The sequence below is a fragment of the Paenibacillus sp. GM1FR genome (genome assembly GCF_002803315.1).
Taxonomy (GTDB): Bacteria; Bacillota; Bacilli; order Paenibacillales; family Paenibacillaceae; genus Paenibacillus; species Paenibacillus amylolyticus.
In genome coordinates, this window is record NZ_MKZL01000044.1 from 23,276 (window position 1) to 48,047 (window position 24,772).

General features: G+C 47.0%; 22 protein-coding genes. 20 read left to right on the top strand and 2 right to left on the bottom strand.

The window, feature by feature from the left end; all coding sequences use genetic code 11:
- Nucleotides 1-4: 4 nt before the first annotated feature.
- From dtd to PAEAM_RS22675, 11 genes are all read left to right on the top strand, one after another.
- Complete coding sequence (gene dtd / locus PAEAM_RS22630; RefSeq protein WP_100529057.1) at nucleotides 5-466, top strand: D-aminoacyl-tRNA deacylase; 462 nt, start codon at nucleotides 5-7, stop codon at nucleotides 464-466.
- A gap of 75 nt (nucleotides 467-541) precedes the next feature.
- Nucleotides 542-709, top strand: coding sequence for a hypothetical protein (locus PAEAM_RS31945; RefSeq protein ID WP_017686784.1), 168 nt, complete (start codon nucleotides 542-544; stop codon nucleotides 707-709).
- 266 nt (nucleotides 710-975) lie between these two features.
- Nucleotides 976-1,482 (top strand): type 1 glutamine amidotransferase domain-containing protein, encoded by a 507-nt coding sequence (locus tag PAEAM_RS22635; RefSeq protein WP_036616900.1) that lies wholly within the window; start codon nucleotides 976-978, stop codon nucleotides 1,480-1,482.
- A gap of 104 nt (nucleotides 1,483-1,586) precedes the next feature.
- Nucleotides 1,587-2,033 (top strand): hypothetical protein, encoded by a 447-nt coding sequence (locus PAEAM_RS22640; protein WP_100529058.1) that lies wholly within the window; start codon nucleotides 1,587-1,589, stop codon nucleotides 2,031-2,033.
- Nucleotides 2,034-2,662: 629 nt separating this feature from the next.
- Complete coding sequence (locus PAEAM_RS22645) at nucleotides 2,663-3,931, top strand: SEC-C metal-binding domain-containing protein (protein ID WP_100529059.1); 1,269 nt, start codon at nucleotides 2,663-2,665, stop codon at nucleotides 3,929-3,931.
- 784 nt (nucleotides 3,932-4,715) lie between these two features.
- Nucleotides 4,716-5,969 carry a histidine--tRNA ligase gene (gene hisS, locus PAEAM_RS22650; protein WP_100529060.1) on the top strand — a complete coding sequence of 418 codons (1,254 nt, stop codon included), beginning with the start codon at nucleotides 4,716-4,718 and terminating at the stop codon, nucleotides 5,967-5,969.
- Nucleotides 5,970-6,183: 214 nt separating this feature from the next.
- Nucleotides 6,184-7,962, top strand: coding sequence for an aspartate--tRNA ligase (gene aspS / locus PAEAM_RS22655; protein ID WP_036616911.1), 1,779 nt, complete (start codon nucleotides 6,184-6,186; stop codon nucleotides 7,960-7,962).
- Nucleotides 7,963-7,980: 18 nt separating this feature from the next.
- Nucleotides 7,981-8,739: a tRNA threonylcarbamoyladenosine dehydratase gene (locus PAEAM_RS22660; RefSeq protein ID WP_076320351.1), complete on the top strand. Its 759-nt coding sequence runs from the start codon at nucleotides 7,981-7,983 to the stop codon at nucleotides 8,737-8,739.
- Between the two features lie 259 nt (nucleotides 8,740-8,998).
- On the top strand, nucleotides 8,999-10,282 hold the full coding sequence (locus tag PAEAM_RS22665) for an NCS2 family permease (protein WP_481856127.1): 1,284 nt from the start codon (nucleotides 8,999-9,001) through the stop codon (nucleotides 10,280-10,282).
- A 73-nt stretch (nucleotides 10,283-10,355) separates the two neighbouring features.
- Nucleotides 10,356-12,134, top strand: coding sequence for an ABC transporter ATP-binding protein (locus PAEAM_RS22670; RefSeq protein ID WP_100529062.1), 1,779 nt, complete (start codon nucleotides 10,356-10,358; stop codon nucleotides 12,132-12,134).
- Nucleotides 12,135-12,359: 225 nt separating this feature from the next.
- Complete coding sequence (locus PAEAM_RS22675) at nucleotides 12,360-14,540, top strand: HelD family protein (protein ID WP_100529063.1); 2,181 nt, start codon at nucleotides 12,360-12,362, stop codon at nucleotides 14,538-14,540.
- 123 nt (nucleotides 14,541-14,663) lie between these two features.
- On the opposite strand, the gene PAEAM_RS22680 is transcribed toward PAEAM_RS22675, so the two are convergent.
- Nucleotides 14,664-15,581 carry a DMT family transporter gene (locus PAEAM_RS22680; RefSeq protein ID WP_100529064.1) on the bottom strand — a complete coding sequence of 306 codons (918 nt, stop codon included), beginning with the start codon at nucleotides 15,579-15,581 and terminating at the stop codon, nucleotides 14,664-14,666.
- 136 nt (nucleotides 15,582-15,717) lie between these two features.
- Between PAEAM_RS22680 and PAEAM_RS22685 the strand changes: the two genes are divergently transcribed.
- The 4 genes from PAEAM_RS22685 to crcB are packed head-to-tail and all read left to right on the top strand — an operon-like array spanning nucleotide 15,718 to nucleotide 18,749.
- Nucleotides 15,718-16,608: a LysR family transcriptional regulator gene (locus PAEAM_RS22685; RefSeq protein ID WP_100529065.1), complete on the top strand. Its 891-nt coding sequence runs from the start codon at nucleotides 15,718-15,720 to the stop codon at nucleotides 16,606-16,608.
- Between the two features lie 42 nt (nucleotides 16,609-16,650).
- Nucleotides 16,651-17,958 (top strand): replication-associated recombination protein A, encoded by a 1,308-nt coding sequence (locus PAEAM_RS22690; RefSeq protein WP_100529066.1) that lies wholly within the window; start codon nucleotides 16,651-16,653, stop codon nucleotides 17,956-17,958.
- A gap of 33 nt (nucleotides 17,959-17,991) precedes the next feature.
- Nucleotides 17,992-18,393 carry a FluC/FEX family fluoride channel gene (locus PAEAM_RS22695; RefSeq protein WP_100529067.1) on the top strand — a complete coding sequence of 134 codons (402 nt, stop codon included), beginning with the start codon at nucleotides 17,992-17,994 and terminating at the stop codon, nucleotides 18,391-18,393.
- A complete protein-coding gene (crcB, locus tag PAEAM_RS22700) occupies nucleotides 18,390-18,749 on the top strand; it encodes a fluoride efflux transporter CrcB (protein ID WP_100529068.1) in 360 nt (119 codons plus the stop codon). Before PAEAM_RS22695 ends, crcB begins: the two co-directional genes overlap by 4 nt.
- 131 nt (nucleotides 18,750-18,880) lie before the next feature.
- Here crcB and mnmA read toward each other — a convergent pair whose 3' ends face one another.
- Nucleotides 18,881-20,005: a tRNA 2-thiouridine(34) synthase MnmA gene (gene mnmA / locus PAEAM_RS22705; RefSeq protein ID WP_036616942.1), complete on the bottom strand. Its 1,125-nt coding sequence runs from the start codon at nucleotides 20,003-20,005 to the stop codon at nucleotides 18,881-18,883.
- A gap of 321 nt (nucleotides 20,006-20,326) precedes the next feature.
- On the opposite strand from mnmA, the gene cymR reads away from it, so the two are divergent.
- From cymR to PAEAM_RS22730, 5 genes are all read left to right on the top strand, one after another.
- Nucleotides 20,327-20,746, top strand: a complete 420-nt coding sequence (cymR, locus tag PAEAM_RS22710; RefSeq protein ID WP_017686811.1) for a cysteine metabolism transcriptional regulator CymR — start codon at nucleotides 20,327-20,329, stop codon at nucleotides 20,744-20,746.
- 172 nt (nucleotides 20,747-20,918) lie between these two features.
- Nucleotides 20,919-22,070: a cysteine desulfurase family protein gene (locus tag PAEAM_RS22715; protein ID WP_100529069.1), complete on the top strand. Its 1,152-nt coding sequence runs from the start codon at nucleotides 20,919-20,921 to the stop codon at nucleotides 22,068-22,070.
- Nucleotides 22,071-22,234: 164 nt separating this feature from the next.
- Entirely contained in the window at nucleotides 22,235-22,756 is a 522-nt protein-coding gene (locus PAEAM_RS22720) for a PRC-barrel domain-containing protein (protein WP_017686814.1), read from the top strand.
- A 10-nt stretch (nucleotides 22,757-22,766) separates the two neighbouring features.
- Nucleotides 22,767-22,976 carry a hypothetical protein gene (locus PAEAM_RS22725; RefSeq protein ID WP_017686815.1) on the top strand — a complete coding sequence of 70 codons (210 nt, stop codon included), beginning with the start codon at nucleotides 22,767-22,769 and terminating at the stop codon, nucleotides 22,974-22,976.
- A gap of 295 nt (nucleotides 22,977-23,271) precedes the next feature.
- Nucleotides 23,272-24,339: an AI-2E family transporter gene (locus tag PAEAM_RS22730; RefSeq protein ID WP_091027676.1), complete on the top strand. Its 1,068-nt coding sequence runs from the start codon at nucleotides 23,272-23,274 to the stop codon at nucleotides 24,337-24,339.
- Nucleotides 24,340-24,772: the final 433 nt, after the last annotated feature.

Here is a 24,772-nt window from a genome sequence, read left to right on the forward strand (position 1 = left end):
TAAGATGAGGGTGCTTGTACAACGCTGTAAAGAGGCTCAGGTGACCGTGGGAGACGAGCTGACAGGTAAGATCGAGTCCGGATTAATGCTGCTCGTAGGCATTACCCATGAGGACACCGAGAAGGATGCCCAGTATCTGGCTGACAAAGTTAGTGGGTTGCGGATATTTGAGGATGATCAGGAGAAGATGAATCTCAGTCTGCTTGATGTAGGCGGTGCTGTATTGTCTGTTTCCCAGTTCACCCTGTACGGAGATTGTCGCAAAGGAAAGCGTCCGAGCTTTGCGGCTGCGGCCCGACCTGAAGCGGCAGAACTGTTATATGAAACGTTTAATCAACTGCTACGGGATAAAGGTATTCAGGTTGAAACCGGGCGTTTCGGAGCGATGATGGATGTAACATTTACCAACTGGGGACCCGTGACTTTGATGCTTGAAAGTCCGGTTCGTCAGGAACCAAGTGCATAATTTCATAGGGTTCAGGCCATAATGAGGAATATTCGTTGATGACTATTTCATGATCAAAGGAGTATCCATCCAATTATGCGCCAATCTGCGAAAGAAACACGTACCCGTTCAGAACCTTTGTTACTCCCTGGCAACCTGTATGAATCATTGCACCTTGCCCGTTCGGCTGCTGAGTATGTTGCAACGATCTGGGCACTTCAGGATTCGGACAAAGGGAAGCAGAGTCATCTTCCGCGATCTTGAATGTTTACACAGGGATATAAACATCCGATATTTGGATTATACAGATTCTGAAAAAGTCCTGATTCCTTCCCGAATCAGGACTTTTTGTCGTGAGTTGATCATTTTAACTATTCGTTTGAAGACTTCGTTACAAAATGAAATTACATTGAATTGTTATAAATTGCTCTGGTGAGGGTAATAACAAAACGAGGCACAACGAAGTGCCAATGTACTGCAAGACCCGATTTTATAAAGAAAGTTCGAACACGGAAAGGAGAACATACGTTATGAGTAAAGTTGCTTTTTTATTGGCGAATGACTTTGAAGATTCGGAGATGCAGGTCCCGTATGACGAAGTAAAAAAAGCTGGACATGAAGTGGAGATTATCGGATTAAAAGCCGGTGAGACTCTTAAAGGTAAAGGAGGAAAGGCCTCCTATACCACAGATAAGGCGATTGGTGATGCATCCGCTTCAGATTATGATGCAGTCGTGATTCCTGGTGGATCATCCCCTGAGAATTTGCGAAGTGATGCGCACATTTTGAAGTTTGTCACTGAGATCAACAGTGCGAAGAAACCAATTGCTGCGATCTGTCATGGTCCGCAAATTTTGGCTAGTGCCGGTCTGTTGAAAGGCCGTACAATTACATCCTATCCACCACTTAAGGATGATATGGTAAACGCAGGAGCAGAGTTCAAGGATCATGAGGCCGTTGTGGATGGAAACTATATTACATCCCGAACACCTGAAGATGAGCCAGCGTTTGTACGTGAACTGCTAAAAGTTATATAACTTCAGCCAGTACAACTGACATACATTGATGTATCTTAAGTACGTTACATCGTGACGTTTACAAACTTCACGTTGCATTTCATTCCGAAAAAGGAGGGTTTGACATGACAAAACATATTCAGGCGTATTTTCGAACCGAGGACGAGGCAGAGGGAGCAAGAACTTCACTTCAGACGTTCCGTACAGAGCATTTGGAAGTAGGTCAACTGGATAGTGCGATAGGTAGAGACACGCGTGTTATGGTGCCACTGGTGCCTTATAATACAGCAGGTGGCGTAGGCACCAACGGAGCAATGGGTGTAGGTGCAGCCCCTGGTGTTCCAGCCAGCGAAAATGTGATCCCTGTGGTAGCCAATGTGGACCGTGATGCAGAACGGGATACTCGTGACAGAGTGAATGAGGATGGAGACCTGCTGAATGCTGCAGATGTGTCTTCGACCGATTATGATGATCTGCATTATGTTCTGTCTGCCAAAGTAAGGGATGAGGATTATGATGAGATTGTTCATAAGCTTCGTTCCAACCATGCCTATGTGGAAGATTTGAATTAACGTGTAGATACTTCTTGGCCCTTGCACTGCTCGACCACAGTCGAGTGATGTGCAAGGGCTTTTTAATCAGGAGGATATTAAAAAACTAATTTATAAAGCGCTATCATTTTTGTAATATTACTGTAATATTAGATACATAAGCCTTTAACATAGTGGGCTTATAATAACACACATGACCCCCTTTTTTTAAATATCCTTTGAGCCTGCACACCGTGTGCAGGCTATTTTTTTTGAGCTGAGAATATGTATGTTTTGGGCAGAGCTTACCCCTTTATTCAATTTTTGCTAGAATAGAGAGATGGGTTTATATATTCTACAGCGAATTGTTTTCATAGTTGGGCTACATTGGACGGTAAATCTAGCTCCAGTGATTGGGTTCAGGCGAATTCAATCCTATGACAGAGAGTATGAGGAACTCATCGCCAGAGTGATCCGTCATATTCCAGATGAACATATACTCGCTGAAACGGCCCCACTTTTTTTATATAAGTACGGGACAGCCGTTTCTGCTTGATCGATGGAATTTGAAAGTTATATAGAATGCCTCGTTTGAGAAATGACACCTACAATGCTAAAGCAACAGAGTTCTCATGCGAATGGCTAGAGACAGATTTAAGGGGGAATTAGTTTTGAGTAAGGTTGGAAGAAATGATGTATGCCCATGCGGTAGTGGGAAAAAATATAAGAAATGTTGTCTGAACAAGGAGTCCTCTGCAGTAGCATCCATACTGGGGATAATATCAACGGAGCAACCGGTTCGGGAAGCCTCCATTCAGCCTGAGAGCAAACTGACCTTGACCAAGCTGAAAAAGATGGTGGCAAGCGATTTGAAATGGGAGCACCCGGCTCACGAACAGCTGGCCCTGCAGACTATTGAGAACATGAGGAACCAATACGAGCCCGAGGTAATTTTGGAAGCTCTGGTGTTATGGAACGGCTACTCCCGACAGACCCGCCCTACTGTGAAGAAGACAGGCTCGTTCTCTGCTGCAATTGAGTTTTTGCTGTCCGAGGAATACGGCTTCAATGTCACAAAGGCTGAGCTGGCTGATAAATATGAGGTAACGACAGGCACGATCTCCCGGAAGGTTAAGGAGATGAATAGTTACATCGAAGAATACGGCATGGGCGGTGAAACGGACGAGCTATTGATGCTGAACGGTCCAGGCACATCGAAAGACAAAGCACAGGCTCTGCTGTCTAAGGCGAGGGAAGCGAGCTCTTCCAAACGGAGAGTACATCTGGCGGAAACAGCGCTGGAGATGTATCCTGACAGCTCTGATGCATATCTCATTTTGGCTGAGGAATCGGACAATGAGAATGATGCACGATCTTACCTCAAGGAAGGAATCGCTGCTGGCAAACGTGAACTGGGCGAACTATTCTTTGAGGAGAACAAAGGGGACTTCTGGGGGCTTCATGAGACTCGTCCCTATATCCGGATATGCAAAAGCTATGCCGAATCCTGCTGGTTTGGTGGAGATACGAAAGAAGCAGCACAGATCCTGGAGCATATGCTAGAGCTTAATACGGAAGACAATACCGGAGCACGTTACCTGCTCGCTGCTGTGTATCTGTACAGCAACCAATTGGAACAGGCAGAGCAATTGCTGGAGGAGTATGGAAGAGATGACGCCGCAGCGGCCTTTGCCTATGACAAGATTATTCTGGAGTATAAGAAAAACGGAATCACCTCCCAGCTCAAAATGCTGTACCGTGTGGCCCGGGGTGTGAACAAACATGTGCCTGATTACCTGTTGGGTTTGAAACGGCTGCCGCATAACCTCCCTGACTTTGTCGGCACGGGCGACTCCGACGAAGCGATTGAATATGTCATTATGCATTCCCGTTTATGGGCGAGCGCGCCGGATCTGTTGAAGTGGATGCTGCAACAATAGAGGAATAAGAAGCGAATAGAAGTTGGAATTCATATGATGAATCCAGCTTCTATTATCCGTGATTTCTGTCACTCCCCCACCCGGTGCAGTGTGTTAGCAAAATTTTTTTAGAGCTATCTTTTCGTGTTAACCCTTGACTTTAGCACTGCGGTTCATTACAATCAGAAAATAATACGTTGACTATAGTCAATACAAGTCGATTTTTGAACTATATTACTGATTTGATGACGGGACCAAGTACTCCGTGCCCACATGACCAGAGAGGAATCCCCAGGCTGTAAGGATTCTCTTGATGAGCGGACGAATGACTTCCCCGAGAACAGACGGCGAACACAGCAGATATGATCTGTTGACCAGTAGCTGGCCTGCGCAGGACGTGCGTTACACGTAGAGCGGAATATCTGCTTGATCAGAATGCCTTGGGCAAACCTGAATCATCAGAGATCGCCTGAACGGCTAAAGTGTCAGGTTTCCGGAATGTGGGTGGTACCACGGGTGAATGTATATTACACAATCTCTCGTCCCTTTGTTTGCTGTATACACAGCGACAGGGCGAGGGATTTTTTTGTTATATAAGTTGATTTAAAAGAAATACACGAAAACGGAGAGGGCAGAAAAAACCTGTAAAAGCGAAGCGTTCGCCTTTATCACCGGATTTCCACATTGTAAAATTAATTCAAAAAATCTGGGGATAACAGTGATTGTAAGGTTGTTCTGCCCGCGCAGTGATCACGTGTAGAATTTTTAACTTTTAGAGAAAAAAATCAATGCTGGAGGGATCAAGATGGCTTTTCAAAAACCGACTGGAACGCAGGACTTACTGCCTGGAGTTGTCGAGAAATGGCAGTATGTAGAAGAAAAAGCACGAGATCTGTGTCGACGGTTTAATTACCGTGAGATTCGTACACCGATCTTCGAACAGACTTCTTTATTTGTACGCGGTGTAGGAGAGACTACCGATATCGTTGAGAAAGAAATGTATACCTTTGATGACAAAGGCAATCGCAGCATGACTCTTCGTCCAGAGGGAACAGCAGGTGTTGTCCGTGCGTATGTAGAGAATAAAATCTACGGTGAACCGGATGTAAGCAAGCTCTATTACATCGGTCCGATGTTCCGGTATGAGCGTCCGCAGGCAGGTCGTCAGCGTCAGTTCCACCAGTTTGGTGTAGAAGCCATCGGTGCGCTAGACCCTGCGATTGATGCGGAAGTGATCGCACTGGGCTACCAGTTGTGTGTAGAGCTCGGCTTGAAGGATGTCAAAGTGGAGATCAACTCCGTTGGTAACTCAACCAGCCGTGCAGAATACCGCGAGACGTTACTTGGGTTCCTCAGACCGATGAAAGACAGCCTGTGCAAGGACTGCCAGTCCCGCATGGAGCGTAATCCGCTGCGTGTACTCGACTGTAAGGTCGATCAGGACAAATTCGTTGGGGCACCATCTATACTGGATAGCCTGGATGAAGAGTCTTTGAATCACTTTGCCAAGCTGCAGGCATACCTGGATGATTTCGGAGTAGATTATGCTGTGAACAATCGTCTGGTACGGGGCTTGGATTATTACACGCTAACTGCGTTTGAATTAAAAGCCCAAGGTATTGGAGCAATAGATACGGTTGGCGGCGGTGGTCGGTACAATGGTCTGGTTGGAGATATTGGCGGACCTGATCAGCCGGGCATCGGCTTCGGTATTGGTCTGGAGCGTATTCAACTGATTCTGGAGCACCAAAACATTGAGGTTACTACGCTGGCTCCACTGGATGTATACTTTGTTGCTCTGGGAGAGGCTGCTGATCGTGAAGTGAACCGTCTGTTGTTCAAACTTCGTCAGTCTGGACTGTCTGGGGAACGTGATTATCTGGGCCGCAAGATGAAAGCACAGATGAAATCAGCTGACCGTTTCAAATCCCGCTACACTGCCATCCTTGGTGATGACGAGCTGGAGCGTGGTGAGATCGCCCTCAAGTCGATGGATACGGGTGAGCAACAAACCGTGAAGCTTGATGATCTGGTATCGGCAATTCGCGAAGGTAAATAAGCACGAAGTGTTACATTAAGTCTTAAACATACAAGTAAAACAATTGATCCGGCAAAAGTACTGAGGTTCACCGACGTTTCCAAATTAAGCAAAAGTTGGCGATCCAGAGGTAACATGCCTTTTTGAATACATGGTCTACACGTAACCGGACTGTTGAAGAGCAGGCACTAACTGCCCATACAGAACGGAAATTCACATAATGAGGAGTTTGGTTATGAAAAGAAGTCATCATTGCGGCGCATTAACACCCGCACACATCGGTGAAACAGTAACATTGAACGGTTGGGTTCAGACCCGCCGTGACTTGGGGGGCGTACTCTTCATCGACCTGCGTGATCGCAGCGGGATTGTACAAGTTGTCTTTAACCCGGCTTATTCCGGTGAAGCTTTGCAAATCGCAGATCGCGTACGTAGCGAGTATGTTATCGCTGTAACGGGTAAAGTTGTTAAACGTGATGCAGAAACAGTTAACAAAAACCTGCCTACTGGCGAAATTGAAGTTCAAATTACAGAAATCGAAGTGCTGAACGCAGCCAAAACACCTCCATTCTTCATTGAAGATGGTGTCGAAGTTGATGAATCCCTTCGTTTGAAATATCGTTACCTGGACCTGCGTCGTCCGGAAATGTTCGAAACACTGAAACTGCGTTCCAAAGCGTCCAAAGTGTTCCGTGACTACCTGGATGGAGAAGAGTTCGTTGAGGTGGAAACACCAATCCTGACCAAGAGCTCCCCGGAAGGTGCGCGTGATTATCTCGTACCGAGCCGTGTGCATGAAGGTGAATTCTTCGCCTTGCCACAATCCCCACAAATCTACAAACAATTGCTGATGGTGGGTGGCGTTGAGCGTTATTATCAGATCGCTCGTTGTTTCCGGGATGAGGATCTGCGTGCAGACCGTCAACCAGAATTCACTCAAGTCGACATCGAGACTTCTTTCTTGCAACAGGATGACCTGCTGCCAATGATGGAAGAACTGATGGCCAAATTGCTGCGTGAAACCAAAGGAATTGAGCTGGAACTACCTTTCCAACGGATTACGTATGCAGATGCAATGGGTAAATACGGTTCAGACAAACCAGATCTGCGCTTTGGTATGGAACTGGTTGAAATGAACGATATCGTAGCAAACAGTGGTGTGAAAGTATTTGCTTCTGTCATCGAAAAAGGTGGAGAAGTGAAAGTGCTGAACGCTAAAGGCTGTGGCACATGGAGTCGTAAAGAGATCGATGATCTCGGACCATTTGCTGCACGTTACGGTGCGAAAGGTCTGGCTTGGATTCAAGTGAAAGACGGCGAATTCAAAGGGCCAATCGTGAAGTTCTTCACGCCTGAAGAAATCGAAGCTGTCAAAGAGCGCACTGGTGCTGAAGATGGCGACTTGTTGCTCTTCTCCGCAGACACGAAAAAAGTGGTTGCTGACGTTCTGGGCGCACTGCGTCTGAAAATCGGCCGTCAACTTGGACTGATCGATGACAGCAAATTCAAATTTGCTTGGGTTGTGGACTTCCCACTCCTCGGATATGATGAAGATGCGAAACGTTATGTGGCAGAACACCATCCGTTCACTCGTCCAAAAGACGAAGATGTACATCTGTTTGACACAGATCCAGGTGCAATCCGCGCTCAAGCCTATGACCTTGTTCTCAATGGTTATGAAGTAGGTGGCGGTTCGATGCGTATCTACAAACGTGATGTTCAGGAGAAAATGTTTGCAGCCCTTGGACTTTCTACAGAAGTAGCGAATGAGAAATTCGGCTATCTGTTGGAAGCTTTCGAATATGGAACTCCACCGCATGGTGGTATTGCCTTTGGTCTGGACCGCCTCGTGATGTTGCTGGCGGGCCGCACAAATCTGCGTGAAACGATTGCCTTCCCGAAAACGGCAAGTGCAACGGATCTGCTCATGAATGCACCATCCGAAGTGGATGACTCACAATTGGAACAACTGCATATCCGCGTAGCCCGTAAACCGGTAGCGGAAAAGAAATAAAGGAGGCATCGATTCTCAATGCTCCATCAATTTTCAAGAACAGAACTTGCGATCGGACCGGAAGGTCTGGATACGTTGAAGAATAGTACAGTCGCTGTGCTTGGTATTGGCGGCGTAGGTGGTATTGCTGTAGAAGCTCTTGCCCGTAGCGGCGTTGGGCGCATCATCCTGATTGATAAAGACGTCGTGGACATCACCAACATTAACCGCCAGATTCATGCGCTGACCACGACAGTAGGGCAGAAAAAAGCGGATCTGATGGTGGAACGTGTGAAACTGATCAATCCGGAATGTGATGCGATTGCCCTGAATATGTTTTACACGGAAGAAACCTATGAGGAATTGTTCAAATATGAACTGGATTATGTGCTGGATGCATCCGACACGATTATCTACAAAATCCATCTCATTAAAGAGTGCCTCAAACGTAAAATTCCGATGATTTCCAGCATGGGTGCGGCGAATAAAATGGACCCTACGAAATTCCAGGTTGCGGATATTTCGAAAACGACCATGGACCCGATTGCCCGTGTTGTGCGGACGACACTTCGGAAAGACGGCATTAAAAAAGGTGTGAAAGTGGTCTTCTCGACTGAAAAGCCGATGAAACCGCGCGAGGACGTAACACAAAAAATCGTTCCCGAGAATGCTCCGGAAATTCGTAAGGCTAAACAGCCACCTGCGAGTAATTCATTTGTGCCTCCGGTAGCTGGACTGATCATGGTCAGTGTTGCGATTAAGGATTTGTTAGAGATTGCAGAGAACAAGCAGCAGTAACTTGCTGCCAACTGAAGAAGCGTGGATGCCGATAAGGCATCTGCGCTTTTTTGTGTAATCATACTTCGCAAGAGAGGAGCGGATGGGACGTCAATCGTCTATGATAGCCGAACTGTATCCTTAGATAAATGCCAGAGTTAAGTCATGTACTTCAAAGTCAAAACCGTGTATGATATTCACTGCTGCGCGAAATGATGATACATACATAATGAATTTGCGGCTATAGAGAGGGGAATAGAACGAAATGAAACACGGATGGATGACCAGACATCTTGGCATGGAGCCAGGAGACCAGTGGAAGAAGGAAGTTGTGGCGGGAGCCATTTCCTATTTTGCCGTGGTCTATATCGTTATGGTCAATGCTACAATTCTTTCCGATGCCGGGATGCCTTTGCAGGCAGCTATGGTTGGAACACTGCTGACGTCCATTGCAGGCTGTTTGCTCATGGCATTTGGCGGAAAATCACCGATTATCGTAGTACCCGGAATGGGGATTAATGCATTTTTCACGTATACACTTGTACATTCCATGAAATTAAGCTGGCAAGAAGCGCTGGCCGTTGTAACCGTTACAGGTGTACTGTTTGCCATTGTTGCGTTTACGTCACTATACAAAATGATCAGCGAAGCGATTCCTAAAAATCTGCAGCATGGGATTACGGTGGGAATTGGTTTGTTCCTCACATTTATCGGTTTGCAAAAAAGTGGAATTGTCATCGCACACCAGACTACGTTTGTTGCGATTGGGCACTTCAATGATCCAAATGTCATTACAGCCTGCGTTACGCTGGTGCTTGCCTTGATTTTATTTATACGTAACGTACAGGGTGGACTTCTGATCAGTATTCTGGTCGGGACAGGCCTTGCCTATGTACTTGGAGCAGTGAGCCCGGGTGAATCCGTGTCAGCGATGGATGCGCTGCGTCAATACGGTGGGTTGTTTGGCGAATTGTCTTTGATGAAGCTAGCTGATGTTGCCTTCTGGATCGCGGTATTTTTGCTACTGCTAATTGTGGTGTTCGAAAATATCGGATTAATTACGGCTCAGACACAGATGATTGGTCGTCCAGAGCGGTTCAAAGGTAGTCTGCGTGCTCTATCCATTAGCACCGTACTGGCAGGCGTATTCGGAAGTAGTCCTCCGGTTGCCGCAGCCGAGACTACAGCCGGAATTGCGGCAGGCGGTCGCACAGGTTTGACCCCGCTCGTTACAGCTGTGTTATTCGGGGCTACTTTTTTCTTCATCCCGCTGCTCGGTTATATTCCAGACAGTGCAATTGCTCCCATTTTGATCATTATTGGTGGCCTGATGGTACAAGGTGTGAAAGATATGGATTTTGGTGACTTCACAGAGGCATTTCCAGCATTTCTGATCATGGTCATGATTCCATTTACATATAGCATCGTGGACGGTATGGCGTTTGGATTTATTGCCTATCCATTAGCGAAGCTGGCAGCAGGTCAAGGTAAACAGGTGCCTGTGGTCATGTATGGCATTTCCATCCTCTTTTTAGCCAACTTTGTGTTGCATGGAGTTTTGTAATAACAAAAGGCAACGTCATGTAAGTTCATACGTATGATCTCTGGTGAGCAGATGGAGAACGGGAGGAACGGGAATGGAAGAGCAGCAACAAGTAGGGCAGAATGAACCGAAGGTAGGAAAAAAGGGATTTAAGGATTTCGTCAAGCTTATCGCCTCCACGAACCCGCCAAAACTGATCTTGATTCTGGCCCTCATCTTAACCCTGATTCAAACTACAGCCGGACTGATCGTGCCATTGATGACCAAAGGTCTGATTGATGGATTAACCACTTCGGCATTGAACAAATCTGTTATTTTGTTATTGCTTGGGGCATTTGTGATTCAGGCGATTGCCTCGGGTATTAGCATTTATATGTTAAATTACGCTGGACAACGCGTCGTCGCAACACTTCGCACCAAGCTGTGGAACAAGGTATTGTCGCTACGAATGCCGTATTTCGACCGCAATCGTACAGGCGATACGATGAGCCGGATTACGAATGATACAAGCCAGATCATGACGTTGATCGCAGATTATCTGGTTTCCTTTGTATCCAACATCGTCGCTGTAGTGGGCGGCGTGGCGTTACTGTTCTATTTGGACTGGGTGATGTCGCTCATTATTCTGAGTCTGGTGCCACTTACGCTGTTGATTCTGTTGCCGGTGGGTAAGAAGATGTACAAGATCTCCAAGAAGCAGCAGGACGAGATGGCAGGTCTTACGTCCGTGCTTAGTCAGGTTATTGGCGAGATCCGCTTGGTGAAAGCTTACGGAACGGAGAAACAGGAAGTGGAAGCAGGGGATTCCCGGATTCGTAAAATGTTTGCTTTTGGCTTGCAGGAAGCGCGCATTCTTGCTCTGATCGGTCCTTTGTTTACATTTGTCATGACTGCCGTTCTAGTCGTTATTCTGGGTGTGGGGGGAATGCGCGTAGCGTCTGGACTGTTGTCGCCTGGTGAACTGGTTGCGTTCATTTTACTGTTGTTCCAGGTCATTATGCCAATGGGACAATTCACGACGTTATACTCTCGTTTGCAAAAAGTCGTAGGTGCAACGGAGCGCATACAAGCGATCCTTGCCGATGAGGAAGAGCCACATGACAGCACTAAGGTAGCGCCAAAAGGAAATGAGACGATTGCATTCCATGATGTACATTTTTCCTATGTTACAGGTGAGGAAGTGTTGCACGGAATCAATTTGACGGTACCTACACAAAAAGTGACAGCCATTGTCGGTCCAAGCGGTAGCGGCAAATCAACACTGTTCTCTTTGATGGAGCAGTTTTATATGCCCGATTCAGGCCATATTTCATATGGGGGACAAGCCATAACAGATTATTCTTTGGCCTCCTGGCGCAGCAAGATTGGGTATGTATCTCAGGAAAGTCCACTTATGGCGGGTACGATCAAAGACAACATCACGTACGGATTAGGTCGTGAGGCCACGATGGATGAGATCCGGCGAGCTGCTGAGATGGCCTATTCTGCCGACTTTATCGACAAGCTGCCACAGGGCTATGACACGGAAGTGGGCGAGAGGGGAATCAAGTTATCCGGGGGCCAACGTCAGCGGATTGCTATTGCTCGTGCCTTACTGCGCAGTCCGGATATTCTTATGTTGGATGAAGCGACATCCAGTCTGGACAGCACCTCGGAGTATGAAGTACAGCAAGCATTGTCCAATCTGATGGAAGGAAGAACTACGATCGTGATCGCGCACCGATTGTCCACAGTGGTGGATTCCGATCAGATTGTTGTATTGGAGCATGGGCATGTTACCGGAACAGGAACTCATACAGAATTAATTAGCAATCATCCGGTATACCGTGAATTAGCGCAGAAACAGTTTGTGGCACAGGAAGGACAAGATTGAAATCAGAACCCAATTGATTACTATTTCAAAAGATAAGATTCAAATATAGTTCAACTTAAGACCGTTGTTCATTCGTTCAGTACGAGCGTGAGCAACGGTTTTCTTTAATGAGATCACCAGGTTGCTGTAGCTTTTTACACATCAATATGATATAGTGGGTATCCTTTTGCGTCGTCAGTGATTGGCGATGCAGAGCAAAACATATTCTTAGGAGGTAACTGAAACATGTCAGACAGCTTTCAAAGTGCCTATCAAGAAGAAGAGTACAGGTTAGAGCGAACGATGGAGGAAGTGGATAGTCAGCTGGAACGACTGCAGAACATTCCGGTGTATACCGGCCACGACTTCACAGAACAAGTGCTGGAAGCTGGGCGCGAAGAGCGCCGCACTGCCTTGTCCAAGAGCGCGCAGCAACCCTATTTCGGACGCTTGGATTTCGAAGAACAGGGCAGTGGTGCACGGAAACCGCTGTATATTGGCAAAATCGGCGTAGACCGCGAAGAGGTGGGAGAGCATCCGCTCGTCATCGACTGGCGTGCTCCTGTCGCAAGCCTGTTTTACTCATTTACGGGAGGCGAAGCCTCCGCTACGTATGAAGCCCCGGAAGGGCTTATCGAAGGTCTGGTGTACCTGAAACGAAACGTTGTCATTAGGCAGCGGATATTGGAACGTGTGGCGGATACATATAACCGTGACAGCGACCAGCCAGCGGTATCTGATGAATTCCTCGTTTATCGTCTGGGAGAGAACAAGGATAACAAACTGCGTGATATCGTATCTACGATTCAGGCGGAGCAGGATCTGATCATTCGTGCGGCGAGAAACACCGCATTGATCATTCAAGGTGTAGCGGGATCAGGGAAAACAACGGTTGCCCTGCATCGGCTGGCCTTTTTGCTGTATCAGTACAAGGAGCAAGTATCTGCGGAGAAAATGGTTATTTTTGCACCCAACCACATGTTCCTGGATTACATCTCAGATGTGCTCCCGGAACTCGGAGTAGGGGACATTCAGCAGCGGACATTCCCGGATTGGGCGATGAATCTGCTGGGGCTGGAGATGCCTTTGGCGAATACGTCGGATACATTGAACACCTGGTTCGAAACGCCAGATGCTCGGCCTGAATTGAATGATGATGTACCTGGACGTTACAAAGGATCAATCCGTTTCATGGAGCTTATTCGAGAGTGGCTGTCGGGCATGGAAGCGGATTCCGTACCGGATATGGACTTCAGTCCATGGGATGGTAAGGTGCTCAGCAAGACGGAGATCGAGAACTGGTTCGGTGAGGAATATAAACATTATCCGCTGGCCAAACGCAAAGAACGGGTCATGGCGAGAGTTCACCGCTGGATTGAGATGGAACTTAAGAAACCGATGCCAGAAGCTGTGCGCAAAGAACGCAAGAAAAAAGCGTCTACTCGTGAGAAAGCCTATGCCAAAAAATGGCCTCAATACGAGCCGCTTACGTTATATAAACAGTTGTTCAAAGCTGCAAAGGGTGGTTCTGTGCCAGCCTCGCTCAGCGGGCTTATTCCAAAACTAGTCATGAAACAAACCGCAGCAGATCTGAAGCAGGATATCGTCCGTGAAGAGGATCTGCCTGCATTGGTATACATTCATACACTGGTCCATGATATTGAGGGTTCGGAGCGGTTTGATCATGTCGTGATTGATGAAGCGCAGGACTTTTCCCCTTTTCATGTGGCGTTATTGGATCAGTTCGTCAAAGGGCATTCCTTCACCATACTGGGTGACTTGTCCCAAGGCATTCATGAGTACCGTGGTGTTCATGCGTGGGAAGAGATGAGTTCTCTATTTCCTGAGGAACAGAATGCATACTTTGCATTGACCCGAAGTTATCGTTCAACGATGGAAATTATCGATTATGCAAACACGATTCTGGAACGTGGCGTCAAGAGCGGGATTACGGCGATTCCTGTTTTCCGTAGTGGTGATCCGGTTCGGACGTTGGCTTATGGAGGGGAAGGGCGGACGGCGAGTCTGGAGCAGGCTTTGAAGGTATTAACAGTCAAAGACTACCGAACGGTCTCCATCCTGACCCGTACACTGCATGAAGCAGAGGAACTTCATCGTGAACTTCAGGATGCAGGCTGGGATCTAAACCTGATCGATGGTGGCAAAAAGCAGTACACGGGTGGACACTCCGTTTTGCCGGTCTACTTGTCCAAAGGGTTGGAGTTTGATGCCGTTATTGTGGCAGACGTAGACCAGAAGCATTATTTGCCAAATGCGGGTGATGCAAAGCTGTTGTACGTTGGTTGTACACGGGCCTTGCACGAATTGTGGTTGTTCCACGAGGGTGATTTGCCAGAATACGCGGCTGCAACACATAATCCCGACGGCGAGTCCGTAACCATTCAGGGTTGGCCAGAGCTTGGTTAGATAAAGTTTCTTTATACAACAAAAGGCATGACGTTCATGGGAAAGTCCCATAAGCGCATGCCTTTTTTGCTTTTGTGCGAGAAATGATTAATTTTCCAAGGAAGAACGATGAAGAAGTTCAAGTTATGTTACGCTATTTCTCATTCTGGATGAGCGACGGTTCACCAGGAATATACCAACACCAATAAATAAACCGCCCGCCAATGCAAACCACTGAACGTGTTCTCCTAGTAAAATCCAACTCGATAATACACCAAAGAACGGTGCCAGAAACAGATACGAACTGGTTTGGGCTGGGTCACTATTCTGAAGCAGATAAAACCAGAGTGAAAACTGAATGATGGAGCAAATAAGCGTTAACCAGAGCAGCGCCATAACCGAGGTGGTATTGACCATAAAGTGAGGCTGTTCAGTCCATAAGCTCAGTAGAAGAAGCGCAGCACCTCCCGCGAGCATCTGATAGGCTGTTAAGACAAAAGTATCGTAACCATTGCCCCAGCGTTTGATGAGCAATGTGGACACGGCAAAGGAGATCGCTCCACCAAATCCAATCCAGGTTCCGGGGCTAAAGCTCATCTGCCACCCAAAAGTTAACATTATCCCGATGAAACCGAGTATAACACCGATCCACTGACTGAAACGGTAGGTGACTCTATATAAGAGAGCACTGAGGATAATGACCAGTAGCGGATTGGTAAACGTAATAATGGCGGATTCACCGGATGTAATCCAGTTCATGCTGTAGTAGGCGCAGCCCATCACTCCTGCGGATTGGAACAGGCCAATAAGGATTATTTTCAACCAAGACTGCCATCCAGTAGGCAACGGACGTTTACGAAGGAACAAGGCCATCAAGCCACCTGCCAGTATATAACGTATGCCCATGAGCAGGAAAGGTGGGGCATATAACATGCCGATCTTGCCAACTGGAAAAGAAGTACCCATGATTAGCGTTGTCAAAATGATCAAGATGGTATACTTTAAGGGTTTTATGCTTCGGGTACCTGTGATCAGAGCAAATCTATTTTTCCAGTATGTCATGCTGAACACTCCTTATCATCATCCAGTCAGATGACTGGTTTGGGATCTACATGAATTGTAGTCCGGTTTACACATGAAGTATAATGATTGGTAATGAAGCGGATATCATTTTGAATGATGTCAGAGTGGAGGGACCATGGAGAGCGGGGATCTTAGAATATTTCAGTGTGTTGCACGGGAAGGGAATCTGACCAAAGCTGCTTCTAAACTGGGGTATGTTCAATCCAACGTAACGGCACGAATCCGGCATCTGGAAGCAGAAGTAGGTACAACGTTGTTCATTCGTCATAACCGAGGCATGACGTTATCTCCAGCCGGAGAGATGCTGCTGACCTATGCAGATAAAATTATTGGCTTGCTGAATGATGCTTCCAAGGCGCTTCGGGCGACGAGCACACCATCGGGTCCAATGCGAATAGGTTCTACACAAACCTCAGCGGCCGTGCGGCTACCTGAACTTTTCGTCAGATATTACAAACAGTATCCAGATGTCTCCTTGTCACTGGTTACTGGCAATTCGCAGATGCTTATGGATCAGGTTATTGGGTATGAATTGGAGGGAGCATTTATAGGCTGTCCCTGTGATCATCCTGATATCGTTTCTATTCCCGTATTTGATGAGGAACTATTTGTTGTCTATTCTGGTATGGGTCCTACGGATGAGGATCTTAAGAGTAAACCTATTCTTGTCTACAGCATGGGGTGTTCCTATCGTCAGGTTTTGGAGGAATGGTTAGAGGTGGGTGGTGTTACCCGCCCAGTAATTATGGAATTCGGAACCCTTGAAGCGATTATTAGTGGAGTTACGTCCGGTATGGGAATTTCCTTATTACCAGAGATTGTGATTAGGCATCAGATCAAAAATGGATTATTGCGCACACATACACTCCCCGTAGGTATGAATCGCATGATGACTCATTTTATTACTCGCAAGGATGCCTTTGTCAGCAGTGCACTTCATGCATTTATGGCTATGTTACCGCGAGAGTATGATATGATAGAGAGTGGAGAACCATCAGAAGTATAATTGTAATCAAGGCAAGGCAATCCGTTAAGGAAGTGATGAGCAATGGATTTATTTTCGTTTCAACAGGACTCAAAACCACAAGCTAGACTGCTCGCGGACCGCTTGCGGCCAGAGCATCTGGATGAATATATTGGACAGGAACATATTATTGGACCAGGGAAATTACTCCGGCGCGCCATCGAGGCTGATCAGATTTCGTCCATCTTGTTATACGGCCCGCCGGGATGTGGCAAGACTACCTTGGCACATATTATTTCCCAGCAAACGCAAGGACAGTTCGTACGTCTGAATGCGGTGGAAGCTTCCGTCAAGGATGTGCGTGAGGTCATCGAACAGGCGCAAACGAACAAACAGCTGTATGGAACCAAAACCATTTTGTTCCTCGACGAGGTACATCGGTTTAACAGTTCACGTCAGGATGCGCTATTGCCAGCGGTAGAGAAGGGCACGATTATTTTTATCGGCGCGACAACAGAGAATCCCTTTCATTATGTCAATGGAGCCTTGATGAGTCGATCCACCCTGTTCCAGCTAGAATCACTGAACAAGGAGCATTCGCTTATTGCGATGCGCAGAGCATTGAGTGATACGGACAAAGGTCTGGGGTTCATGGAACTGCATGCGGACGACGAAGCGCTTGAGCATATTGCAACGATGGCCAACGGAGATATTCGGCGTGCGCTTAACGCGCTTGAACTGGCTGCGTTGACCACGCCACCGGAGAAGGATGGGTCCATTCATATTACGCTTGGTGTAGCTGAAGAGTCTATTCGACGCCCCATTGTGAAGGCAGATGAATCCACCCAGTATGATGTGCTGTCTGCATTTCACAAGAGTATTCGGGGTTCCAGTGATGCGGCGCTGTTTTGGTTTCTATACGCGGTGGAGAAGCTCGGCATGGACCCGATGACCTTCATTCGGCGTCTGATTGCAGCGAGCAGTGAAGATATTGGACTTGCGAACCCGCAAGCCATGACTCAGGCGATTGGAGCACTTGATGCGTACCGAAATAACGGCTGGCCCGAAGCCAAGCTGAACATTGCACAAGCGATTCTGTTTGCGGTCGAAAGTCCAAAATCCAATGCGGTGTACACCGCCATTTCCAAAGCCATGAACGCGATTGATGAGGTGAAATCGGCAGAAGTTCCGCTTCACTTGCGAGATACGCATTACTCGGGTTCCGTGAAGCTTGGACATGAGGGTTATCAATATCCACACAACTATCCAGGGCATTACGTGAAACAAGAATATTTGCCAAAGCAGCTCTCACGGAGAGTATTCTATGAGGCAACGGAGCAGGGTAACGAATCGAAGATCAGGCTGAACCAACAGCGGCGCAGGGAATTTTAAGGACAGACAGATCATTCGGGAGATGTACAAAACATGAAAGAGCTTTTGTATATAGGGGCGGGTGGATTTCTCGGTACATTGACCCGATATGCCATACAGTTAGGGATACCAACTGTCCATGGGGGGTTCCCATGGGCAGTGCTGTTAATCAATGCGATTGGCAGCCTTTTTTTGGGTTGGTTCTTTACCATAGCTGTTCCAGGCAAAATAACACCACAACTTCGACTGGCGATTGGTACAGGTTTTACTGGCGCATTTACGACATTCTCCACGTTTACGCTTGATATTGTTCGTTTATCCGAAGGGGGCGAATGGATCAGTGCCGCTATTTATATGATCGTGAGTCTGTTGGCAGGATTGTTGCTCTGTGCGCTGGGAATGAGCCTTGGACATCGTATGTTGGGAGCACAAAGACAAGAGGGTGATGCCTCATGATCCTGTGGATTGGTTTTGCAGGTGTGCTGGGTGCGGTACTGCGTTACAGTCTGGGAAAATGGGTCTCTGGCTTGCTGGGAATGGCTTTTCCATGGGGAACATGGATCATCAACATCAGTGGTTCATTTTTGCTTGGGTTGTTATATGGGTGGCATGAATCTGCAATGATCTCAGATGGAATCTGGGTGATGTGGGGAACCGGATTTTGCGGTGCGTACACCACGTTCTCTACCTTTGGTTATGAGACGTTAGGACTTATGGGTCGACAACGATACGCAAGCGCGGCGCTCTACGTTGTCAGTTCGGTTCTAGTTGGGGTGTTGGCCGCCTGGGCAGGAGTCTGGTTGACTGCATAACGAACTATTTTTTATTTTTTTGCAAAAATAAGCAGGAAAAAAGCCATCCTTCATGGTATACATGAAAGACGGCTTTTTTAATAGGGATACACGGTATTGTGTATAATCCGCATTTTAATGGACAAGCTCTATTATTGCATTGCGGGTACAGGTACTTTTTGCACCTGATCGATCGTACCCCCACCCAGGCAGACCTCTCCGTCGTAGAAAACAACGGCTTGTCCTGGCGTGATGGCTTTTTGCTGCTGGTCAAATTGTACATCCACACTTCCATCTTCCTGCCAGGTCAATGTTACACCTTGATCCGGCTGACGATAGCGGAATTTGGCAGTACAACGGTATGGCACATTAGGCATGTGCTCTGCACCAGCAATCCAGTTCACACCCGTTGCGGTAAGACCAGTGGAGTACAGGCTTGCATGGGCATCGCCCTGAACAACAAGCAGTTGATTCTTCTCCAGGTTCTTGTCTGCAACGAACCAGGGTTCACCATTGCCGGAACCACCAATGCCAAGACCTTGGCGCTGTCCAAGTGTGTAGTACATCAGACCGTCGTGGCGACCTTTGACTTCACCGGTTGCGATATCAACCATGTCTCCACCTTTGGCAGGCAGATAGTTACTCAGGAACTCTTTGAAATTACGCTCACCGATGAAGCAGACACCTGTGCTGTCTTTTTTCTTGGCAGTATACAAACCAGCCGCTTCTGCGATTTTGCGTACTTCCGGTTTGGGCAGATGACCAATCGGGAACATGGCTTTGGACAGCTGGTTCTGATTAAGCGCGTTAAGGAAATAGGTCTGATCCTTATTGTTGTCCACACCACGAAGCAACTTGAGTGTGCCATCTTCTTCAATCAGGCGAGCATAGTGTCCTGTAGCTACATAATCTGCGCCGAGATCCAGAGCTTTGTTCAGGAATTCACCAAATTTGATCTCACGATTACACATGACATCCGGATTTGGCGTGCGGCCCGACTTATATTCATCAAGGAAATAGGTAAATACTTTATCAAAATATTCTTTCTCGAAGTTGACAGTGTAGTAAGGAATGCCGATCTGTTCACATACGCGGCGTACATCCTCTGAATCTTCTTCAGCGGTACAGTGGCCGAACTCGTCGGTGTCATCCCAGTTTTTCATGAAAATGCCGATGACATCGTACCCTTGCTCTTTCAGTAGCAGTGCGGTAACGGAAGAATCGACACCTCCGGACATGCCAACGACGACCCGTGTATTTTCAATTGTTTTGGACATCGTTATCACCATTTCTATATATAAATGTGTTTCGTTTCTTATTCTAGCATAACCGGACTCAAGATACGATACACCCGGCCAATTTTGGATAGTGTCCACCACAGACGCACATTTTGGAATATCGTCAATCTTTCTTTTCCATAAAGCATGCAGATATGTTAACATTAGCTGAGGGTTATGATCGGAATACGGAGGATTAGAAGGACTATGCTAATCTCAATGCATCTCCGCTGTGGACAGATCGTGAAACATACGGTCATGGACCATAGGATTAAATATAAAGTTTCCAATCGTTTCTGAAAATTGAAAGAGGTGACTCCTTTGAAAATATCGACAAAAGGCCGTTATGGCCTCACAATCATGATGGAGCTTGCTGCCAGAATAGGCGAAGGCCCTACATCACTTAAAAGCATTGCTGAGCGCAACCAGCTCTCGGAGCATTACTTGGAGCAACTGATTGCTCCATTACGTAATGCAGGACTGGTGAAAAGCATTAGAGGTGCTTACGGCGGTTATATCCTTGCAGGTGATCCTGCAACCGTGACTGCAGGCGATGTAATCCGTGTACTGGAAGGGCCAATCTCTCCAGTAGACTTCACGGAGGAAGATGATCCAGCGAAGCGTGATCTGTGGTTGCGTATTCGTGACGGGATTGCGGAAGTGTTGGATTCCACAACACTGAAAGACCTGATTACATTCCAGGATCAGGACAAAAAAGATAGCTACATGTTCTACATTTAACAATCACTGCGCTAGCATGACATGCTAACTTACTTGAGCCCCCATTTGGGGGCTTTATCCATGCCATAACATCTGTTTTACAATGGCTTGCGGTTGGTGAGCATGTAAGGGTACGAAACATATTCCATAACAGAAAAATAAGATAATTTAACATATAACGGGGTGAAGATAAATGAAACGAATTTATTTGGATCACGCCGCATCGACACCTATGCATCCACAAGTCGCAGAAGCGATGATGAACGTCATGACAGGACAATTTGGCAATGCATCAAGTATCCATGCCTTTGGGCGTGAGGCCAAACGGACTGTCAGCGGAGCAAGGGATGTCATTGCGGCGTCTTTGGGCTGTTTCCCGGACGAATTGGTATTCACCGGAGGTGGCACGGAGAGCGACAATCTGGCAATCTTTGGGGCAGTCTCATCCAGGCAGGATAAGGGGAAACACGTCATTACGACCGCAATTGAGCACCATGCTGTCTTGCATACGTGTCAGGAATTGGAGCGGCAAGGTTATGAAGTAACCTATCTATCTGTTGATCATTATGGACGAATAAATCTGGATGAGCTGCGAGAGGCTATTCGACCGGATACGGTGCTGATTACCATGATGTATGCCAACAATGAAGTGGGCACTATTCAGCCGATACCTGAGATCGGGGAGCTGGCACGTAAGCATAATATTTTGTTCCATACCGATGCGGTTCAGGCTCTGGGCAGTCAGAATATTTCATGTAAAGAACTGCCTGTGGATCTGATCAGCTTCTCTGCGCATAAAATCAACGGGCCTCAGGGCGTGGGTGCACTCTATGTACGGCGAGGAATTGTGCTGGAAGCAAGAGCTCATGGGGGATTGCAAGAGCGTCAACGACGCGCTGGTACGGAAAATATCGCAGGTATTACCGGATTTGCAGAGGCGCTCAAGATTGCATCAGCACAGACGGAGGCGCATCGCCAGCATGATTTGGAATTGCGCAAACTTTTGTTGGAACAGCTTGAAATTCATGTGGGTACGGAGCACTTTCACGTGAATGGACACCTGGAGCAGACGCTGCCAAACATCCTGAATATCAGCTTTCCGGAAGTGTCCACAGAGACGATGTTAATGAATCTGGATATGGAAGGGATTGCTGTTGCAAGCGGTTCTGCCTGCACTTCCGGTTCACTTGAAGTCTCTCATGTGCTCAAAGCGATGAAACTGCCTGAAACATTTTTACACTCTGCGATTCGATTTAGCTGGGGATTGGGTAATACTACGGAAGAAATCATGATAACCGCCGAAAAAATTGGAACCATTCTTGGACGACTGCGTAATAGACCCTAAGGGGAACTTTACACATGGAACAGAAGGAGGGAAGAAGTTCCATTTCATCGGTTGGATAGAAGCGGTTTTGATGATCGGCGTCTGATTGCCACTCATCAACTTTGGGCATACCTAGCAATAGCGCCGCGCCTATTTAATGATAAGAAGATGAGGGGGACCCAGCGATGAAGCTTCAGGAAATGATCGGACTTGCCGTTTTTGATGTTGAGGACGGGAAGCAGGTCGGTAAAATCCAGGATTTCATTGTGAATGATGATTGGGAGATCGAAGGCATTGAGCTTGAGAACAAAGGTCTGTTTACCAATCATGTCAAAATCGTGCAGTGGCAAGATATCGTTGCCTACGGCGAAGATGCCGTCATGATCCGTAATCAACAGGCTGTCCGCAAGACGGGAGCCGACGACATAAAATACACGTACCTCCTCGGTCGGTCTAAATTGAAGGAGATGTCCGTGCTCACCGAAGAAGGTTTGCTGCTCGGGCGTGTCTCCGATGTTTATTTTGACCAAGAGTTGGGAAATACAATAATAGGGATTGAAATTACGGACGGTTTTGTGTCCGATCTGATCGAGGGCCGCAAATGGCTGCCATGTACAAGCGATATGTCCATCGGGGAAAGTGCCATTATGGTGCCGTCTCTGAGTGAACAACGCTTGGAAAATGCCATTCATTCTGTTAATGGATAGGTGAATGAATATGAAATGTCCAAACTGTAGTTCCAAAGATATCGGGAAAATTGGTTCCCACCAGTTTTATTGCTGGGGATGCTTTATCGAATTAACGGTGAACGGTGAGAAAATGTCTGTATATCAGGTGGAAGAAGACGGTACGCTGAGTTCCCTGGATGATCTGTTTTTCGGGGACGAGCTGCCACAAGACTTCCCTCATCTTCACGCTTCTTCTTAATAAGCAGAATAACTTCCTCTATATGCGGTTTCATGACAATGTCTGTCATGGGAGGCTGTCGTTAATTGTTGGCAGATGTATATAGATGCGGTTACATAATGGTTGGGCTGGTGTATGGTTGATTATATGCTAACCCGTACTGCAAAATGCGCTTCCTTCTCTAATGAAGGAGGCGTTTTTTGGGTTTAAGAAAAAAATGTTCGGATTACTCCTTTCCACTTTTGCGCTGTGTTAATAAATATTACCTTTCCTACATATACTGACTCTCAGAGCCAGTCCAAAAGGAGAGATGCAAGTGGAGCAATTAACCAAAAACAAGCTGTTCCGTTACGCGATCTGGCTGCTGCTCGGATTGATCATTTTATATTTTATTTGGCTGCTGCGGCCTTTACTGCTTCACATATATGCGTTCCTGAAAACAGTGCTGGCACCCTTTATCGTAGCCCTTATCATATCCTATGTACTTAATCCGATTGTCAGCATGCTGGGAGGGCGCAAGGTGCCGCGTACAATTGCGGTTCTACTCATATATGCCTTTTTCCTGACCTGCCTCGGTGTCATTCTGATGAATGTCATTCCGGTATTGATTGAACAGCTGGGGGAACTCAACGAGCATATGCCGGAGCTATCCATGCGTGCACAGAGCCTGATGAACAATATGGATCACAAATTAATGCCGCCAAGTGTGCGAACAGGCATGAACAGCTGGTTTTTTCAGATGGAGGATCGACTAACTCAGGGGATTACCGTGCTCATGGACAATATCGGGGCGACCATTAATGTGTTATTCAATGTGTTTATCGTGCCATTTCTGATCTTTTATATGTTAAAAGACTTTGAGGTGTTTGAGCGCACCATTGTGGCGTATCTTCCGCGTTCACGTCGTAAAGCGATTGTCTCGGTGATGAAAGAGATCGATACTGCACTGGGGAACTACATTCGGGGACAGTTTATTGTCTGTGTCATTGTTGGTATCTTTGCCTACATTGGTTATATCATCATTGATATGCCGTATGCCCTGCTACTTGCAAGCATTGTAGCTGTGTTTAACATTGTGCCCTACTTGGGGCCGTTCCTGGGAGCTGCTCCTGCTGTGGTCATGGCATCAACCGTATCGTTTAAAATGGTACTACTTGTTGTCATTGTGAACACACTGTGCCAGGTGTTGGAGAGTAACGTTATTTCTCCTCAGGTGGTGGGACGTACGTTGCATCTGCATCCACTATCGATTATATTTGCACTGCTCGTCGGAGGTGAACTGGCAGGCATTGTAGGTTTAATTTTGGCAGTACCCGTTTTTGCCGTGCTGAAGGTGATTGTGCAACACTTTTTCGCCTATTACATCAAACGAAGGACCGACTAAATAGCAGGGTTAAAACATCAACGAGGCCGCGTTGACACCCGCTTGTGCTACCGATATAATGAGTGTGTATGTTGAGAACATGAAATCGATGATGAAATAAAGTACGCCGAGGGTTCCTTTCCTCAGAGAATAGACTTCATCGGATCAGGGTGAGCCTGAACTGATGGCTGGAAGAGTCTTGAAAGATGAAGCGGCGGAAAGCTAATTTCGGAGTGCAGGACAACCCTGCCGGGAGCGACCGTTATTTCGCATGAACGAGGAGATTGTTTGTTTGTCCGGGCAGCAAGGGATGAACAGCAATAACCAGGGTGGTACCGCGATAACATCGTCCCTGATTATTCAGGGGCGTTTTTTGTGTTTATTTTTACCAAAACATTGTTGACCAACCGGAGCGAATACGCAACGGACTATTATAATTTAATGGGGGCATCCA

What these genes read in the sequence shown, in the direction of transcription:
- dtd (WP_100529057.1), top strand. Translation starts at nt 5, where the DNA reads ATGAGGGTGCTTGTACAACGCTGTAAAGAGGCTCAGGTGACCGTGGGA.
- PAEAM_RS31945 (WP_017686784.1), top strand. Translation starts at nt 542, where the DNA reads ATGCGCCAATCTGCGAAAGAAACACGTACCCGTTCAGAACCTTTGTTA.
- PAEAM_RS22635 (WP_036616900.1), top strand. Translation starts at nt 976, where the DNA reads ATGAGTAAAGTTGCTTTTTTATTGGCGAATGACTTTGAAGATTCGGAG.
- PAEAM_RS22640 (WP_100529058.1), top strand. Translation starts at nt 1,587, where the DNA reads ATGACAAAACATATTCAGGCGTATTTTCGAACCGAGGACGAGGCAGAG.
- hisS (WP_100529060.1), top strand. Translation starts at nt 4,716, where the DNA reads ATGGCTTTTCAAAAACCGACTGGAACGCAGGACTTACTGCCTGGAGTT.
- aspS (WP_036616911.1), top strand. Translation starts at nt 6,184, where the DNA reads ATGAAAAGAAGTCATCATTGCGGCGCATTAACACCCGCACACATCGGT.
- PAEAM_RS22660 (WP_076320351.1), top strand. Translation starts at nt 7,981, where the DNA reads ATGCTCCATCAATTTTCAAGAACAGAACTTGCGATCGGACCGGAAGGT.
- PAEAM_RS22665 (WP_481856127.1), top strand. Translation starts at nt 8,999, where the DNA reads ATGACCAGACATCTTGGCATGGAGCCAGGAGACCAGTGGAAGAAGGAA.
- PAEAM_RS22670 (WP_100529062.1), top strand. Translation starts at nt 10,356, where the DNA reads ATGGAAGAGCAGCAACAAGTAGGGCAGAATGAACCGAAGGTAGGAAAA.
- PAEAM_RS22675 (WP_100529063.1), top strand. Translation starts at nt 12,360, where the DNA reads ATGTCAGACAGCTTTCAAAGTGCCTATCAAGAAGAAGAGTACAGGTTA.
- PAEAM_RS22680 (WP_100529064.1), bottom strand. Translation starts at nt 15,581, where the DNA reads ATGACATACTGGAAAAATAGATTTGCTCTGATCACAGGTACCCGAAGC.
- PAEAM_RS22685 (WP_100529065.1), top strand. Translation starts at nt 15,718, where the DNA reads ATGGAGAGCGGGGATCTTAGAATATTTCAGTGTGTTGCACGGGAAGGG.
- PAEAM_RS22690 (WP_100529066.1), top strand. Translation starts at nt 16,651, where the DNA reads ATGGATTTATTTTCGTTTCAACAGGACTCAAAACCACAAGCTAGACTG.
- PAEAM_RS22695 (WP_100529067.1), top strand. Translation starts at nt 17,992, where the DNA reads ATGAAAGAGCTTTTGTATATAGGGGCGGGTGGATTTCTCGGTACATTG.
- crcB (WP_100529068.1), top strand. Translation starts at nt 18,390, where the DNA reads ATGATCCTGTGGATTGGTTTTGCAGGTGTGCTGGGTGCGGTACTGCGT.
- mnmA (WP_036616942.1), bottom strand. Translation starts at nt 20,005, where the DNA reads ATGTCCAAAACAATTGAAAATACACGGGTCGTCGTTGGCATGTCCGGA.
- PAEAM_RS22715 (WP_100529069.1), top strand. Translation starts at nt 20,919, where the DNA reads ATGAAACGAATTTATTTGGATCACGCCGCATCGACACCTATGCATCCA.
- PAEAM_RS22720 (WP_017686814.1), top strand. Translation starts at nt 22,235, where the DNA reads ATGAAGCTTCAGGAAATGATCGGACTTGCCGTTTTTGATGTTGAGGAC.
- PAEAM_RS22725 (WP_017686815.1), top strand. Translation starts at nt 22,767, where the DNA reads ATGAAATGTCCAAACTGTAGTTCCAAAGATATCGGGAAAATTGGTTCC.